Source organism: Bifidobacterium aemilianum, assembly GCF_003315635.1.
Lineage (GTDB): Bacteria > Actinomycetota > Actinomycetes > Actinomycetales > Bifidobacteriaceae > Bifidobacterium > Bifidobacterium aemilianum.
The window spans coordinates 203,312-216,617 of sequence record NZ_PDCG01000003.1 but is presented as its reverse complement, the minus strand read 5'-3'; the positions used below and the strand labels follow the sequence as shown (position 1 = coordinate 216,617).

The window sequence follows — 13,306 nt, the reverse complement described above, 5'->3', positions numbered from 1 at the left end:
CATAGAATGGAAGGGACGACCGGAACCATTGCACCCCAAGGTCGGTGAGTGTAACCTTGAGGGGTCAATGGCAGACGGCCACTGACATGGCCGACGGGCCGACCGGCTGGTGGGTCGACGGTGTGCATGCCATAAGCGAACAATGAGGAGACCATGCAAGCGGACACAAGTAAGACCCTTACCTTTGTTGTACCGGCCTTCAACATGGAGCTCTACCTGGGTCGCTGTGTAAACTCCCTGGTTGCCGCCCGGCGCACCGATGACATCGAGGTCATCATCGTCGATGATGGGTCGTCCGACGGCACGGCCGACCTGGCGGATTCCCTCCAGCGGCGGCTGCCCGGCGTTGTCCGGGTCATCCACCAGACCAACAAAGGGCATGGTGGTGCCGTCAATGCTGGCGTGGCCGAGGCCAGGGGCACCTATATCAAGGTGGTGGACGCCGACGACTGGGTCGGATCCGATTCGCTGGAACGGGTGCTGAAGGTCATGAGACGGCAGGTGTCAGGGCCCAGCCCGGTGGACCTGCTGGTCACTGATTACGTATACGACAAAGTGGGCAAGCACCGCAAGCATGTGGTCAGGTTCGCCAATGTCATGAAACCCAACCGAGTGCTGGGCTGGGACGACCTCAGGCACTTCGGCATAGCCCAGTACATGATCATGCACACGCTGATCTTCCGCACGGATGTGCTGCGCGAATCCAAGCTGGAACTGCCCGAGCACACCTTCTATGTGGATTTCATCTACTCCTACCAGCCCTTCCCCTGGGTCAAGACCCTCATGTACCTGGATACGCCCCTCTACCACTACTTCATAGGGCGCGATGGGCAATCGGTCCAGACCGACGTGATGATCCGACGGGTCAACCAGCTGCGGAAGGTCAACCGGCTCATGGCCGAGGCGACCCCTGAGCGCGGAACCGTGCCCCAGGGGCTCTACCGCTACATGATCCACTTCCTTTCCATCAACAGTGTGGTGACCAGCGTCTTTCTGATCCTCTCGCGAGACCCGAAGAACTACCAGGCCAAGGCCGAACTGTGGAAGTCCATGGACCGCATGTCGCCGCAAATCGCGCGTGACGTCCGGCGCAAGCTACCCTCCCGGGCCATCAACCTACACGGGCCGATCGGACGGGCCATCATCCGTTGGGGCTACGGGGTTGCCGAACGCTTCATAGGCTTCAACTAAGCTTGCGGTCCCGGGGCCCACGGCAGCAAGGCGGCAACTGCGCCAAGGGCTAAGCTTGGGAATAGCAAGCAATCCCTCATGTTTTACCAGGGTGACAGCTCGGTGGCCTGCCTGACTCAGCATCCCACTTGCAGCCACCAGGCCAGTCACCCAAGACGTCAGGGTCTCGCCTTCGAAGGGCTGACCACCAACCGAAAGGAAGTCAGATGGCAGACGCAGCAGAGCAGAGCACAGTCCAGGTCTACGGTGCGGATTGGTGCGGTGATTGCACCCGCGCCAAGGCCGCCCTGAAGCGTTTCGGCATCAGCTACGACTGGCACGACATCGAGCACGAGGAGGGCGCGTCCGCCCGGGCCCAGGAGATCAGTGGCCAGCAGCACATTCCAGTGGTTCTTTACAGCGACGGTTCCTTCATGGTTGAGCCCTCCGCCACCGACATCCAGCAGAAGCTTGTTGAGCTTGGCGAGCTGAGCCGATAAGGCAGTCTGCCCGCGCCGTTTGTAGGCGGTCGACTTCATGGACAGACGCTGACCGCCGAACCATCTTTCGATGGGTCGAAGCCTGTTGTATAATGGCTTGCTGTTGCCCCTCTGGCTCAATGGTTAGAGCAGCGTCCTTTTAAGTCGTGGGTTGTGGGTTCGAATCCCACGGGGGGCACCGGCTGGAAGAAAGTACCTCGGACCGAAAGCTGCCGAGGTACCTCTTGCCTCTGAACGATCAGGGCGCGTCCGCGTCATTTGCTGCATCAAGGAATCATCCATCAACTTCTCTGGGGTTGTACCTAGATAATTGGCAGCCCTCACCAGATCGGGAACAGACCATGCGCTTTTCCCGCTCAGTTTGACCGACACCGTCGATCTTTGCAATCCCAGGTAATCAGCCAAGTTGACCTGATTCAACCCCTTCGCAGCTAGCAGTATTTTTACATTGAAGGAAATTACCGCTTCAACATGCGATACGTCTGATTCGACTTGTGGAGATATATCTGTAGCAGTCATGCACACCCGATTTCAACATAAATATTATTATTTCAACACCATCATATTATACCGATTTGCGTTGAAGCAAATTCAACAGTATAGTGTTCAATGTAATTGAACATCAGTTGATTGATTGGACATCTTATGAAAACCTGGCTCAAGGATATGGGAATCTCCTATAGAGCCTTGGCCGCAGCCATGGGGCAATCCGCTTCTTCTGTCAGTAAGAAGATAAACGGTCTGGTTCCGTGGCAGCAGAGCGACTTACTCTTCCTTCATAACACTTATGGCCTTTCTTCCGATTTCGTTTTGGGCCTCAAAAATGCGGAGGAGGCGACCACACCACTTTTGGTTTAGAAAAGCCGGCCCTGGATTGCAGTCCAGGAACCGGCTGTGCAACAACAATTGAATAGTGGATGTCTGATACTTGGCGGTTTCGACACATCCACTATTCCCCGTTTAAGGAGTCATTGCAATGACAGATTACAACAGGTCCGCATCGAAGTCTCCCTCGATGACTGCAACCAACTATAACCTATTCCCGGCAGAGGTGCGTGGGCGCAATACAGCGGAGCCGGAGCATCCGGCCGCGGTTCCCCGATCACTCATGAAGAGTGAGGCTGATTACTGGTACGGCAAGGCCGACCATTACTTCACCGCCACCGTCGCCGCCACTATCCCCCTATTGATCTCACTGATCGGCATCGTACTCTTTCAGCCAACGGCAATTCTGTTGGTGTTGGTGATCACCGTTCTGTCAGCCTCGGCCACCGCCGGTCTATGGACATACAAAAATGGTTGTGACGCCGTGGCTTTGGCACGGGAGAGCGAACTCGGCCACACGGTAGCACTGACCTCTCTGGGATCCCGTACGACCCAGGTGGGAGGGCAACGATGACCAGCTTCGACCGACTCCGTACCCTACATAGCCTGGCGACCAACGCCGCTTCTACCCTATCGGCTTCTACCACCTGGGATATGACGTTGGAAGAGGTCTGCTATCAGGCGTTCCTGGCCGGCATGGGCACTGGTGCCGATGTGTTACTCGCCCAATGTGATAGTCGGTTGGACGATGCCCTTCATGGTGTGGATGACCCACTCTCCGCGGTTTTGGCATTCAGCGTAGTGACCAAGACGCACGGGGACGTGAAACTCAACATCGCAAGGCTGCAGCATCCATCCCTCGCTGGATTCGAACCCCTGGAGGAAACTCATGAGCGATGAGATAGATCGCATACTGGTGAAGATCAATCGCCTGCTCGCCATCGCCGAGGATCCGGCGGCAAGCCAGAATGAGGCCGACATGGCCTTCGCACGGGCGCAGAAGCTGAAGAACGAGTACGCCATCATGGACTGGCAGTTGCATGCCCAGGACCGGCGCAACGATCCCATGGTCATGCTGAGGGTGGACCTGGACAGCGGTCCGGTCGACCAGTACAAGACCATCTTGGCTGAAGTAGTGGGTCAGGGCAACCGGTGCAGGACATTCACCTACTCACATAAGGCAACCAATGGCCGTCGGGTCTACGATGCCATCACTTTCTGTGGCACGAGGCAGGATTGCGAGACGTCACGGATGGTGTGGCTCTCGATGGAGGTCTACCGGGCCATGGCATGGCGCAAGGCGGCGGCCTCGAACCGTAGGTGCAAGGCCAACGCCGCATACCGCAACGGCTTCTACAAGGCGTTCGCCGAACGGATAAATGAGCGGTATCAGGATCTCGACCGTGAGTTGATCGAGGAGCCCTCCGGGTCCGGCCGTGACCTGGTCCTGGTGCGCGACCGCCAGCTTGATGCCTACATGGGGTCCCTGCACCTCTCCGCCCCGCTCAGGACTCGCAGGATGCCTATGTCCAAGGCCGCCATGCGTGCCGGCTATGCGGCCGGCGGCCGGGTCGGTCTGGGACTGAAGGAGACCGATGGCGGCCGCGGCCATTACCTGGAAGGATGTCTCGGATGAAAAACAGGAACAGCATGTTCGACTGGCTGGAATCCCACCCTTCGGTGGGCCTGTGGGTATGGCGTGTGTATTTCGCCACCGTGCCCGTCACCACTTTGGGCCTGTATTCGCTGGCGGGGGCCGGCCTGCGTGGGCTATTGCGGCTCTTTGGCCTGGAGGTCTCGCTCTTGATGGCCTGGACCGTGTCGGCCCTGGTCCTCACCGGCGCCACCTGCGTTTTTATGACGTTCGAGATCCGGCGTGGCAGTCCTCAAGGGACAAGCACAGACCATGACGCTCAAGGCGATGAAAGGATCCATCATCATGATTGACCGCCACCGTTTGACCGTTGCCCAGCGCAGGATGGTGGCCCAGGCCGCCCCCGATGGGAGTGAGGACTTTTGGCTGAGCACGATGCTGGGCCGGCCACAGGCCCTGGTGTGTGATCTGCGCGAGCAGCTCCAGAGACACGACAGCGAGGGACGGCATGAGTAACCAGTGCGTGGCGTGGGCGCAACGCTGTCATGTGGGGAGCGCGCCCGCGAAGGCTATCCTGTGCTATCTGGCTGATCGCGCCTCGGACGACGGGACGGGAGCCTATCCCAAGGTACGCACGATCAGCGAGGTCACCGAGTATAAGGAACGTGCTGTGAGGCAGGCCTTGGGCTATCTCGAGGAGCGTGGGTTCATCCGGCCCGGCGACCAACGGCATGCGGCCCTGGCCAAGGGCGGCAGGACCAGGCCCAAGCAGTACAGGGCGAGGGTGTGGGACCTGTGTGTGGACCAGGACCCCGGGCTGCTGTCCTATCTGGCCCGCACCCACCAGTCCGAGAGCGGCGAATCAGAGGAGGCGCAACCCTCCCCCATCCCCACCGACGGCAATGGCCCGGTACCGGATTCCAGGGGTGCATCTCATGCACCCCTGGCTCAATCGCCGGCATCAGGCCAGGGGTGCACCACATGCACCCCTAGGGGTGCATCTCATGCACCTCTTTATAAACCGTCAGGTACTAACCACCAAACCAATCCCCCTGTCCCTGCGGGACATCCCCCCACGGGGGGCACGCCCCAAAGGGATTCCCACGAGCCACAGGACCAACGGCAGGTCCCCCAGTCCCAGCATTTGTGCGACGTGATGGCCGAGTGCATGAGCCAGGGGACCCCTGGCATCCAGCCCGTGCCCGTGCCCAAGGCCCTGGCCGGCGACCCGGTTCGCGGGAGCGACCCCCGTGAGCTTCGGGCGGCCACCAAGCTGATCGACGAGTATGGGCTCGATCCGGTGCTCCGGGTGGCCCGCTGGGCCCTGCTGCCCCCACAGGCGGCGGAGGACGGCCACTGCGCGATGGCCTGCGGGGACGGATACTGGCGCGGGGTCATCAAGGGCCCCCGGTCCCTGGCAAGGCACTGGGACTCGATCGTGGCCCAGATGATCCGGGACCGCAACAGTCCGCCCTCGTGGCCACGCCATGATGCCAGGGCAGGCCAGGGCAGGCCGATGCCCACCCCTGCCAGGATCCGTACCCCCGAGGAGGAGAGGGCCGACAAGCTCCTGGAGCCTATGGATGCGGCGCAGGGCCAGGACGGGCTGTGCAACACGGAACTCGCGGCTTTGCTCACGGCAGGCATGAATGAGCAGGAGGCACTTGAGCAGGCATTGGCAGCCGGCCGTGAACGGATCAGGCTCGCCGCCAAGGCCGACCGTGAGCGGCAGGAGCGCGAACGTGAGGAAAAGGCCAAATGGGATCGGGTGAGGAATCTGCTCGATGGGTACGGCAGGGAACAGGGCAACATCCCCGGCACCAGTGCCCGGCTCGCGGCCCTGCTCGACTCAGGCACCCCCGAGCAGGAGGCCCTGAAGCTGGCGCTTGAAGCCGGCAGGACGCTGATGAGCAAGCAAGGCGACGGAAAGGAGAACGGATCATGACATGTGGAAACACCAACAGTGCAGGTTTGTGCGGACGATTTCCTGCCGACTGGTCCGACAAGTTGTGGGGGCTGGATGAGACCGATGACTCCCGGGAGCAGGCCGACCTTCGCAGGGCCGGCAAGGCAATCTGCCGGCATTGCCCGATCCGGGGCGCATGCCTGGCCATGGCGATCGTCACGGGTGACCAGCACGGCATCTATGGCGGACTCTCTATACATGAGAGGCACCAGGTCAGGATTCGGGCGTTAGCTGCAGGAATTCCTGTCAACCGACGCGATTCGGTTACCTTGCGAAAGTTGACCGTATGGCTGCGGGCGCATCCCGATGTGTTCGACGAGGCCCAGAAGCAGGAGAGCCAGGCCAGGCAACTCAGAGACAACCGCAAAGCTCAGGCATTACATCGTGTTGGCCGTCAGGCCTCCCCGGATCTGCAGGACGCTTTGTTCAACTAATCATCACCGAGAAAGGAGTGATCATGTTCATGGTGATACTCGCAGTGGCTTTCCCTGTGTTCATGGCCGTGTCCGTCCTGGCCGGTTTCATCCAGGGCTTCATCGAGGGACTGCTGGACTGATGCCGGGCAACGGGATGGTTCCATCCATCCCCCTCATCCGGTTGCAAACAATCAGACATGCCAACATTCTTACTGGCCGACAAACAGACATTCATACATATATAAGGAGTGACACATGCGTATTGGATTGGTTAATTTCAAAGGCGGGGTGGCGAAGACCACATCCTCCATATACCTGGCCGCAGCAGCCTGCGTGAGGGACTTGGAGGTCACGGTCCATGATCTGGACCCCCATGCCGAGGCCACGAAGTGGGCCAGAATCTCTCGCCAGCTAGGCCATCCACTTCCCTTCCCGGTCCTGGCCGCGAACGGGGAGACCCTGGAGGACCTGGCGGATGACCGAAAACTCCATATCCTGGATGCGGCGCCCTCCGGGCCAGGCCTGGAGTCAGCCATCGCCCATGCCGACCTGGTCATCGTGCCCACCTCGGAATCGGCCGCCGATGTTCAACAGACCTGGATGGCCCTTGACACTCTCAAAAGCCGAGGCGTCCCTGCCTGGGTCCTAATGTGCAGGGCCGAGCCACGTACCAGGTCATTCAGGGAGGCCATCGGTGCTCTGGACAGTCGGGGTGTACCCAGATTCGATACGGTCATCGGCAAGAGCCAGGCCCTCAAACATGGTCCTGCAGTCGACCTGGGTATTGGTGCATCACGCTCTCCCAGGCTGGCAGGCTATGGGCAGGTTTTGGCCGAACTGGGCGAGGAGGGACTGTTATGAGGGGAAACATGTCCGCATACACCCCACAGACCTCATCCCCTGAAGAGGCTCAGGCGATTCTGCAGAACACCTCACCCACAGCTCCCGCTGCCAGAGGGAAGATCAAGCGCTGCAAGGGAGGTAAGGCCATGGTCTCGGCCAGGATCCCCCCCGACCTGCGGGTCGAGTTCAAAGCAGCCTGTGTCCGTATGGACCGGCCCATGGAGGAATGCATGGCCGAGGCGATGGCCCAATGGCTGCAAACCGCGGAGTGAACAAACAGGCAGGCTTGCCTGCAAACAAGCCGACAGGTCTGATTGTATACATGATGACAAGCCTGATTGTCATCATGTATACAAGTCAGATTTCTAGAAAGAAAACAAGGATTTGTGTCCGTCTCCGCGGCAAACACGTTGAATCTGTGTTTTGATTGAATGAGTCACGGCCATGTGCCGGACCTGAATAAGAAGGAAGAAAAATGGAAGCAGAAGAGACTACGGCCACGACCGGCGAAGTCGACGCCCAGGGCCCTCGTCCAAACCGGCGCAGAAGCATCGCTTTGGGTCTGGGTGCCGCCGTTGTCGTCGTCGCACTGGCCGGCACGGGACTGGCATGGCGGTCCCACAACGAGCACGGCAACGCACTATCGGAGTGCCAATCGGCCCGGTCGGCCTATGGCAAGGCGGTGAAGTCGTCGGAGGATGCCAGCGAAAGTGCAGGGCAGGTCAAGGGCGTTGGGGCCGATCAGGTCAAGGACCCCAAAACCATCTCGGCCCTCCAGGAGGCCGTCAAGGACAAGAGTAAGAGTAAGAGTAAGAGCGCTCCCGCGGCCTGTGACCCTTCCCTGCCCACCAAGGACCTGAAGGCGAACCGCAGCGTACTGGACCGGTCCACATCCCAGATGACAGCCCAGGCAACCAGGATCTCCAAGGCCGCTGAAGCGGTCATCGCCTCGCGTGATGCCAAAAGCATGGATGATGCCAGGGCGGCCTTGCAGGGCAAACGCGACGAGGCCGGCGCGCTCCTGGTCACATCGGAAGGCAATGTCGCCGATGGGGCCACCCGCGAGACCCTGACCGCAGCCATCCAGACCGCGGACGGCCTCCTGGCCGATGGCAAGACCCAGCTCCAGGCCCTGCGCGACGGGGCCGGACCCTTGCAGGCGGCGATGGACCAGGTCAACGCCAGCATCCAAGCCAAGACCGACGCCGACAACCAGGCAGCAGCAGCCCAGGCCCAGGCGCAGCAACAGGCCGTAGCACCCTCGTATCAGGGCGGCGGCGGTTACGCAGGTGGCGGTTACCGTGGCGGTGGTAGCTCCGCGCTCACTCCTACGCCAGCTGCTCCTTCACCAGCACCCTCGAGTGGAACTAGTGAAGACTGGAAGGATTTCCTAAACCATCACACACCCAGTAAATGTGTTAAGGGTGGTGCCTGCCCGATTGGGTGATTGATTTACACACGTGCCGGCGGGGTTTTGCGAATTGGAACCTCGATTGACCCCGCCGGCGGCATATGTGGACGGACACAAGGCCCGTCCCCTTCATAGTAAGGGATAGCAATGAGCAAGTGGAGCGATAGGCTCCAGCGTGGCGTCGCGGCTTTGGCCGCCGCCGCCACGCTGGTGGTGCCAGTGGGAGCGGCCTGGGCCGGTGGAGGCGGCGGGTCCGCCGGCGGCGGAGCCGCGGCCGGCAGCGCCTTCCAGTTGAAGTGGGCGTATCGGGATTCGGACAACGGGGCCTTCGGCGGCGCCTCGATCTCCAGCGTGCAGGCGGCGATGGGCGAGATGGGCTTTACAATGACCGCCCAGGGCCAGGCCACCGCCCAACAGGCCTTGGACGAGGCCAACCACAACTGCCTGGCACGTTTCGACCAGGCACACCCCGACCAGGCCGGCCAAGGCAACTGCCGCGTGGTGTCCGTGGGAGCCGTTGCCGGCGGCACCGGCAACTTTGGAGGCACCGGCAACGCCTCCCACAGCATCTGGATGCAAAACTGGTTTAGCACTGTCAATGGGCAAACGTACAGCAATAATGGCGCTTCTTACCAGACATCAGATGATTTTGCTGACCAGCCAGGCACGAACGTCAACACCATCGCTGATCAGTATGCGGGTGATGTGGGTCGTGTGTCGGTGGTGGTGATCATGCTGAACCAGTATGAGCCGCGTCCGGCGAATTACCATCTGACGATCACGACTGATCAGCAGGCTCCCGCCAATATGCAGGTGGGGTCCACCGATGCGGTGGGTGACGTGATCCATGCTACGGCGTCGACCGGCATCCGTGAGCAGGTCACGGCTCATGTGGTCATGCATTACGATGGCCAGCCCGACGGGTATGTGGGTGCCAAGGAGGCCTCCAAGGACATCGGCATCGCCAACCAGGGCGACACCCCCATAAGCTTCGCACCCGCTGATTTCGGCCTGTCCCATTGGCAGGAGGGCAATCACTGGTTTGATGTGCAGGTGCCCAAGCAGGGCATGATGGACGCGGCGGTGGACACCCCCGACCGTGACCCCCGTGAGTCCTTCCGTGTCAGCTCGGTGCCCCCGCCGGCTCCCGTCAAGCAGGTCCAGCAGGGCACCTCGGCGGACCGGATGGTCAACACGACCCGCATCAGCTCCGGCACGGGCCGTGGCGGCTACGAGATGCATTTCACCGATTTCATTAATCCGGCGGGCAAGTCCTACAGTGTGGACAAGCTCAAGGTCGCCGACACCACCGATGGGCGTGATGTGTCCGGCGAGTTCGCCATGGTCTGGGACCAGCCCGGCAACAAGGTGACCGCCGACCGTGATGCCGGCAAGGGCGAGATGCCCCTGGAGCACACCTATGAGCTCAGCTTCGATGTGACCATGGCCAAGCCCGATTTCGGCGAGGTCACCGACCATGCCACGGTCGGCTGGAACCAGCGTCCGGCCGTGGACACAGGATCCAAGAAGTTCCCCACCTGGCGTCCGGCCCCGGACAAGTCGTGGATCAAGCTGGATCCGGCCACGGGCAAGTGGGCGGCGGTCATCGACCCCGACCACACCAATGCGACCGGCGGTGACGACAACACTTTCTTGGATGGTGATAGGGTCGCCAGCGTGGTCAACGGCACCATGGCCGCCGATCTGGTCCAGGCTCCCAAGTCCTTCGTCCTCAAGGATGACTGGGCACGTGCCTCATACATCTTCAAGGCCGATGACGCCTCCAAGGTGCGTGTCTACCAGGCCGAGGCCGGATCCGAGACCAAGAGCTCGGTGTCCGACATCGCCAACAAGGGCAAGGACGTGACCGGCCAGTTCGACATCACCATGTCGGGAACCACGGCCACCGCGACCGCCAAGCCGGCCTACCTGGCCACACTCAAGGGCATGGCCAAGCCCCTGCAGATCACCCTGCTGGTCCCGGGCACGATCGCCATGGCCAAGGGCCAGGGAGCCGCCCAGGTCCGCAAGGACTTCGGCAAGGCCCCGGGCGATGAGGTCGAGTTCTGCACGGCCCCCGGCCCGGCCCCCGGTGGTGCCGGCGCCTCCCTGACCAATTCGGCCTCCGAGACCGTCAACACGCATGAGATCGCGACCAACGAGCCCAGGATCTGCGGCTATGTGCCGCCCGTGCACAAGGACGTGATCGGCGAGTCCTCACAGGGCGGCGACCAGTCCAGTGTGGACGGCAAGGTCGTCTACCCGGGCCAGAAGGTCGAGTACCAGCTGGACACCCAGCCCAAGCTGCCCGCCTCCATGGCCTACCCCGTCAAGTCCCTGAGCTTCACCGACCAGTTCGACCAGTGGCTCAAGGCCGACAAGCAGACCCTGGAGATCATGGATCTGAACACCGGCCGGGTCATCCCCAAGAGCAAGTACGCCACCAAGTGGGACGACGCCGCGCACCTGGTCCAGGTCAAGGTCACCGACCCCGGTGTGATCGGCCAGTGGGCCGCATCCGCCAAGCCCCGTGTGCAGCTGCGCTTCGAGGGCACGGTCGACGCCAAGGCCCCCACGGACCACAAGGTCAACAACCAGTGGGTCCTCACGCTCAACAACTCCCTGACCCCGTCCAACGAGGTCTTCAACCTGCCCCCGGACTTCAAGCCCTCGAAGGCGGATGTGAGTGCCAAGGACCGGACGGTCAGCATTGATGGCAAGGTCCTGATGCTGGGCGACACCGGCGCCTACCGGGTCACCCTGGACGCCCATCAGACCGGCCACGCCTACAAGGTGTGGCGCATGGGCCTGATCGACGACTTCGACGAGGAGTACCTTCAGATAGACCCCTCCAGGATCGAGGTCCAGGGCTCCGACGGCAAGGACTACACCAAGTCCTTCAACATCCAGATCAAGGACGGCGTCGCCTATGCCTTCGCCAGGACCGTGGACACCGAGGTGCCCGCCACCGGCGAGACCCTCAAGGGCGACCCCCAACCGGCCGACCTCAAGGCCTACGCCGCCTCCCAGGCGCACGACCCCTTGAAGGACCCGGCCATAGACCAGACCCTCCTGGGCCGTACCTACGACCTGGTGCTGCCCTACAAGGTCATCAAGGTCACCGACGGCAAGGTGGTCACCAACCAGGCCACCCAGGTCACCAACGGGTCCAGCAAGGCCACCAACACCGTGTCCAACCCCCTCAAGCCCATCAACCCCAGCAAGGACGTGGTGGTCAAGGTCAACGGCCAGAGCGTGGACGGCAGGAGCGTCTACAAGGACTCGCTCTTCCTCTACCAGCTCGACAGCTCGATCCTGCCCGCAGGCCGCGCCTACCCGCAGGCCGACCAGTGGCGCATCGAGGACCAGCTGGACCCCACCGTGGACCAGTACACGGGCCAGTGGGCCGTGTACGCCACCCGCGACCTCCACGAGGGCGGCAAGGTCATCGCGGCCAAGGGCGAGAGGATCGCGGGCTCCGGCTTCGACCCCTCCAAACTGGGCGGCGACCTGTTCACCCCGGCCCAGGACGATGCGGGCAAGGTCACCATACAGGCCACGGCCCGCTACCTGGCCCTGGTGTCCGCCTCAGGCGACAGGGAGGCCGGATGGAGGGCCTACATCCAGTGCAGGCGCCTCAAGGTCGTGGACCACCACGAGAACACCTTCACCGAGCACTACAACGACAAGACGCTGCCCTCCAACACGGTGTGGACCCGCACCCCGGACCTGGAGCCGAGACTGCACCTCGAGAAGTGGGACGCCAGGAGCGGCTGGCCCGCAGGCGACCGTGACGACCCCAAGGACGCCCTGCACATGGACGGCGACACCGAGATTGTCTTCACGATCAGCAATCAATCCGGGACCGACCCCGAGACCGGCAAGGGTCCGGTGTTCCTGGGCAAGGACATCAGGCTGGAGGACTCCACCGTGGCCGGCGACGGCACCGTGGTCGACCTCAAGTACCCCGACGGGTGGGACAAGCTGGTGCTCAAGCCCGGCCAGAGCGTGGACGTGCACGGCACCCTCAAGGGCGTCACCGGACACCACACCGACCGCGCCAAGGTCACCGGCAAGCCCCTGATGCCCTGCCCGGTCGATATGGGCAAGGACCCCTTCGACCCCACCAAGCCCGGCGGCGCCACGTCCCCCAAGGACGCGGTCACCATCGACGGCGAGGCCATGTGCGCGGACACCGACGTGGAGTCCGACCCCGACGACTGGTCCGGCATGGTCCCGGCCCCCCTGGCGGGGACCGGCGCGGCGGTCCTGACGATCGGCATACTGGCCATCCTGTCCGGTGCGGCCGGCCTGACGCTCCTGCTCCAGCGCCACCGCCACCGCCACACCGATGAGGACCAGGAGCCCGAACAGACCACCTTGGCCCTTTAAAGGGCCAAGGCTTCCCCAGGCGGGGACCCCACCCCCCATAGGGGTCCCCGCCACCCCCCCCCTCATGCCCAGACCAAGAGAAGACTGTCTACCATGCGGACTGTCACCCGCCTGCCAGTCGACATAACATGGTCACCACTGATCGTATTCTGGGCGAGGTCACCACCAAGACCGCGAGTAATGCCATGG

The 13,306-nt window shown here is 62.1% G+C and carries 14 protein-coding genes, 1 tRNA gene and 1 pseudogene; 15 read left to right on the top strand and 1 reads right to left on the bottom strand.

The window, feature by feature from the left end; all coding sequences use genetic code 11:
- Positions 1-153: 153 nt before the first annotated feature.
- The 3 genes from CRD60_RS04690 (at position 154) to CRD60_RS04680 (ending at position 1,848) form a co-directional block, all read left to right on the top strand.
- Positions 154-1,191, top strand: a complete 1,038-nt coding sequence (locus tag CRD60_RS04690; RefSeq protein WP_113860135.1) for a glycosyltransferase family 2 protein — start codon at positions 154-156, stop codon at positions 1,189-1,191.
- A gap of 206 nt (positions 1,192-1,397) precedes the next feature.
- Positions 1,398-1,670 (top strand): mycoredoxin, encoded by a 273-nt coding sequence (locus CRD60_RS04685; protein ID WP_113860134.1) that lies wholly within the window; start codon positions 1,398-1,400, stop codon positions 1,668-1,670.
- A gap of 105 nt (positions 1,671-1,775) precedes the next feature.
- Positions 1,776-1,848 (top strand) — tRNA-Lys (locus CRD60_RS04680).
- A 104-nt stretch (positions 1,849-1,952) separates the two neighbouring features.
- Here the strand turns inward: CRD60_RS04680 and CRD60_RS09440 are convergent.
- Positions 1,953-2,189 (bottom strand): annotated as a pseudogene (locus CRD60_RS09440) (helix-turn-helix transcriptional regulator); the annotation flags it as partial.
- 126 nt (positions 2,190-2,315) lie between these two features.
- Between CRD60_RS09440 and CRD60_RS04670 the strand changes: the two are divergent.
- The 12 genes from CRD60_RS04670 (at position 2,316) to CRD60_RS04620 (ending at position 13,117) form a co-directional block, all read left to right on the top strand.
- Positions 2,316-2,528, top strand: a complete 213-nt coding sequence (locus CRD60_RS04670) for a helix-turn-helix domain-containing protein (RefSeq protein ID WP_113860133.1) — start codon at positions 2,316-2,318, stop codon at positions 2,526-2,528.
- A gap of 118 nt (positions 2,529-2,646) precedes the next feature.
- Positions 2,647-3,069 carry a hypothetical protein gene (locus CRD60_RS04665; RefSeq protein ID WP_113860132.1) on the top strand — a complete coding sequence of 141 codons (423 nt, stop codon included), beginning with the start codon at positions 2,647-2,649 and terminating at the stop codon, positions 3,067-3,069.
- Complete coding sequence (locus CRD60_RS08805; RefSeq protein WP_113860131.1) at positions 3,066-3,395, top strand: hypothetical protein; 330 nt, start codon at positions 3,066-3,068, stop codon at positions 3,393-3,395. The genes CRD60_RS04665 and CRD60_RS08805 overlap by 4 nt, the downstream gene beginning before the upstream one ends.
- Entirely contained in the window at positions 3,385-4,131 is a 747-nt protein-coding gene (locus CRD60_RS04655; protein WP_113860130.1) for a DUF2786 domain-containing protein, read from the top strand. The genes CRD60_RS08805 and CRD60_RS04655 overlap by 11 nt, the downstream gene beginning before the upstream one ends.
- Positions 4,128-4,442: a hypothetical protein gene (locus CRD60_RS04650; protein ID WP_113860129.1), complete on the top strand. Its 315-nt coding sequence runs from the start codon at positions 4,128-4,130 to the stop codon at positions 4,440-4,442. Before CRD60_RS04655 ends, CRD60_RS04650 begins: the two co-directional genes overlap by 4 nt.
- Positions 4,435-4,605 carry a hypothetical protein gene (locus tag CRD60_RS08640; protein ID WP_161522190.1) on the top strand — a complete coding sequence of 57 codons (171 nt, stop codon included), beginning with the start codon at positions 4,435-4,437 and terminating at the stop codon, positions 4,603-4,605. The genes CRD60_RS04650 and CRD60_RS08640 overlap by 8 nt, the downstream gene beginning before the upstream one ends.
- Positions 4,598-6,034 carry a helix-turn-helix domain-containing protein gene (locus CRD60_RS04645; protein WP_113860128.1) on the top strand — a complete coding sequence of 479 codons (1,437 nt, stop codon included), beginning with the start codon at positions 4,598-4,600 and terminating at the stop codon, positions 6,032-6,034. The genes CRD60_RS08640 and CRD60_RS04645 overlap by 8 nt, the downstream gene beginning before the upstream one ends.
- On the top strand, positions 6,031-6,489 hold the full coding sequence (locus CRD60_RS04640; protein ID WP_113860127.1) for a WhiB family transcriptional regulator: 459 nt from the start codon (positions 6,031-6,033) through the stop codon (positions 6,487-6,489). Before CRD60_RS04645 ends, CRD60_RS04640 begins: the two co-directional genes overlap by 4 nt.
- 237 nt (positions 6,490-6,726) lie before the next feature.
- The gene (locus CRD60_RS04635) at positions 6,727-7,332 is read left to right on the top strand and encodes a ParA family protein (RefSeq protein WP_113860126.1); all 606 of its coding nucleotides are present in this window, start codon (positions 6,727-6,729) and stop codon (positions 7,330-7,332) included.
- Positions 7,329-7,586: a hypothetical protein gene (locus CRD60_RS04630; RefSeq protein WP_127975642.1), complete on the top strand. Its 258-nt coding sequence runs from the start codon at positions 7,329-7,331 to the stop codon at positions 7,584-7,586. The genes CRD60_RS04635 and CRD60_RS04630 overlap by 4 nt, the downstream gene beginning before the upstream one ends.
- Before the next feature lie 203 nt (positions 7,587-7,789).
- Complete coding sequence (locus tag CRD60_RS04625; RefSeq protein ID WP_113860124.1) at positions 7,790-8,761, top strand: hypothetical protein; 972 nt, start codon at positions 7,790-7,792, stop codon at positions 8,759-8,761.
- 111 nt (positions 8,762-8,872) lie between these two features.
- Positions 8,873-13,117, top strand: coding sequence for an LPXTG cell wall anchor domain-containing protein (locus CRD60_RS04620; protein ID WP_113860123.1), 4,245 nt, complete (start codon positions 8,873-8,875; stop codon positions 13,115-13,117).
- Positions 13,118-13,306: the final 189 nt, after the last annotated feature.

Bases quoted from the DNA above. Each gene is read 5' to 3' on its own strand.
- CRD60_RS04690 (WP_113860135.1), top strand. From the start codon at position 154: ATGCAAGCGGACACAAGTAAGACCCTTACCTTTGTTGTACCGGCCTTC.
- CRD60_RS04685 (WP_113860134.1), top strand. From the start codon at position 1,398: ATGGCAGACGCAGCAGAGCAGAGCACAGTCCAGGTCTACGGTGCGGAT.
- CRD60_RS04670 (WP_113860133.1), top strand. From the start codon at position 2,316: ATGAAAACCTGGCTCAAGGATATGGGAATCTCCTATAGAGCCTTGGCC.
- CRD60_RS04665 (WP_113860132.1), top strand. From the start codon at position 2,647: ATGACAGATTACAACAGGTCCGCATCGAAGTCTCCCTCGATGACTGCA.
- CRD60_RS08805 (WP_113860131.1), top strand. From the start codon at position 3,066: ATGACCAGCTTCGACCGACTCCGTACCCTACATAGCCTGGCGACCAAC.
- CRD60_RS04655 (WP_113860130.1), top strand. From the start codon at position 3,385: ATGAGCGATGAGATAGATCGCATACTGGTGAAGATCAATCGCCTGCTC.
- CRD60_RS04650 (WP_113860129.1), top strand. From the start codon at position 4,128: ATGAAAAACAGGAACAGCATGTTCGACTGGCTGGAATCCCACCCTTCG.
- CRD60_RS08640 (WP_161522190.1), top strand. From the start codon at position 4,435: ATGATTGACCGCCACCGTTTGACCGTTGCCCAGCGCAGGATGGTGGCC.
- CRD60_RS04645 (WP_113860128.1), top strand. From the start codon at position 4,598: ATGAGTAACCAGTGCGTGGCGTGGGCGCAACGCTGTCATGTGGGGAGC.
- CRD60_RS04640 (WP_113860127.1), top strand. From the start codon at position 6,031: ATGACATGTGGAAACACCAACAGTGCAGGTTTGTGCGGACGATTTCCT.
- CRD60_RS04635 (WP_113860126.1), top strand. From the start codon at position 6,727: ATGCGTATTGGATTGGTTAATTTCAAAGGCGGGGTGGCGAAGACCACA.
- CRD60_RS04630 (WP_127975642.1), top strand. From the start codon at position 7,329: ATGAGGGGAAACATGTCCGCATACACCCCACAGACCTCATCCCCTGAA.
- CRD60_RS04625 (WP_113860124.1), top strand. From the start codon at position 7,790: ATGGAAGCAGAAGAGACTACGGCCACGACCGGCGAAGTCGACGCCCAG.
- CRD60_RS04620 (WP_113860123.1), top strand. From the start codon at position 8,873: ATGAGCAAGTGGAGCGATAGGCTCCAGCGTGGCGTCGCGGCTTTGGCC.